At 60.1% G+C, this 1572-nt stretch carries 3 protein-coding genes; 1 reads left to right on the forward strand and 2 read right to left on the reverse strand.

Annotated elements, in window-relative coordinates; genetic code table 11:
• On the reverse strand, nucleotides 1-319 hold a 319-nt coding region (locus tag TR61_RS19345), incomplete at its 3' end, for a PaaI family thioesterase (protein WP_050932196.1).
• A gap of 206 nt (nucleotides 320-525) precedes the next feature.
• On the opposite strand from TR61_RS19345, the gene TR61_RS19350 reads away from it, so the two are divergent.
• Complete coding sequence (locus TR61_RS19350; RefSeq protein ID WP_050932199.1) at nucleotides 526-1212, forward strand: LytTR family DNA-binding domain-containing protein; 687 nt, start codon at nucleotides 526-528, stop codon at nucleotides 1210-1212.
• Here the strand turns inward: TR61_RS19350 and TR61_RS20230 are convergent.
• Nucleotides 1209-1572: metallophosphoesterase family protein (locus tag TR61_RS20230; protein ID WP_483756985.1), on the reverse strand; the 364-nt coding region annotated here is incomplete at its 5' end. The genes TR61_RS19350 and TR61_RS20230 overlap by 4 nt on opposite strands.

The following is a 1572-nucleotide window of genomic DNA, read 5'->3' on the forward strand; positions in this document are numbered from 1 at the left end:
CCGGTTTGATGATCCGGCCCGTGGCGATCAACCGGTCACCCTTGCCCGGTGCCAGAAGGTGGATCTGCATCTGGGAGGTCAGAACCTCGGCCTCTTCCGGCATCACGCTAAGCGCGGTATAGCCTGCCGCGCTGTCGCCCAAAGCAAAGGTGAGGCCAGCATGGGCAAATCCATGTTGTTGCTGCGCGCCTTCGGAAATGGGGGCTGAAATGGTGACCGATCCGGGCTCAACCCGTTCGAGAGTTGCGCCCAGCGTTTTCATCAGGGTTTGGCGCGCAAAACTGGCGGTGATCTTCCGGGTGATGGGCGTATCGGTCATGCGTTTCCCTTGGTTCACGGTAAGTTGTTCCAGGTAGGGGGAAAAATAACCATTTTCAAACCGTGACGGTTGATTGAAGCGGGCCCTACTGTATTACAACGAGAGTAATTGAACAGGCAGTTCCTTCTTTCATGCTGGACGCAATAACAACGGCCTTATCTTCGGCGCTGCGACCCTTCAATGTCGCGATATGGATTCTCGTGACAATGGTCTTGGTTGTTGCAGGTCCATTCGGCACCTATGAGACCGTGGATTGGGGATGGCGTTTTGTTTATTGGGGCGCTGTTGTCAGCCTGTCGGCGATCCTGGGATATTTGTCGGCGAATGTATCGCAATACCTGACCCAAAGACGTCACCCTGTGGTGAGTGATCTTGTGGCGACGTTGATCATGGTCGTGCTGTTCTCACCGCTGAATCTGATGCTCACCGATCGGATCGTGGTGCGGGCGGCCGGGAGCGGGCCAAGCCTTCTGGAAATGATGGCCTATGTGGCCGCGATTACTTTCGCGATCATGACGGGTCGGCGTTTTGTCCCCGGATTGGAAGAGCAGAATTACCTGCCCAAGGATCACGACATCAACAAACCGCGCCTGCTGCGGCGCCTGCCCTCGGCCGAGAGGGCGCGTGTCTTGCGGATTTCGTCACAGGATCATTTCGTCGATGTGGTGACCGACCGGGGGTCTAGCCGGCTGCGCATGCGGCTGGCGGATGCGATCGACGAAATGGATGGCGTGCGGGGGTATTGCACGCATCGGTCGCACTGGGTTGCCGAGACCGCGATTGCAGAGGTTTTGCGCGACAACGGCAAACCGCAGCTGAGGCTGGAGAATGGGGATCTTGTGCCCATCAGCCGGAAATACAAACCTGATCTGGAACAGGCCGGGCTGCTTTAACCCTCGCCACGCGGCATGGGTACGGCGTGGGGATTACGCCCCGTGAGGATGGCCAGGGCTTCGGGGCGCATGAGGGCCGATAGCTCGGGCGCGGTGCTGCGCAGCCCGCCGGTATAGGTGCCATAGGACGGCAGGATCACCCGGTCGCTATCGGTCAGGAAAGCCGGGCGGGAGATCAGGCGCGCGCGCGTCATGATCTCGGCCTTGGGGTGATAATGGCCCGAGATCTCTCCGCTGGCGCCGGGCTGGGCGATGTGGCGGAATGTCAGCGGGGCACGCGGCAGTTCGGCCAGATGCGTGCCGCCCAAATCGACGGGGCCGGGATCGTGATTGCCTTCGATCCAGATCCAGCGGCGGCCC

The organism is Aestuariivita boseongensis, assembly GCF_001262635.1.
GTDB classification, from domain to species: Bacteria; Pseudomonadota; Alphaproteobacteria; order Rhodobacterales; family Rhodobacteraceae; genus Aestuariivita; species Aestuariivita boseongensis.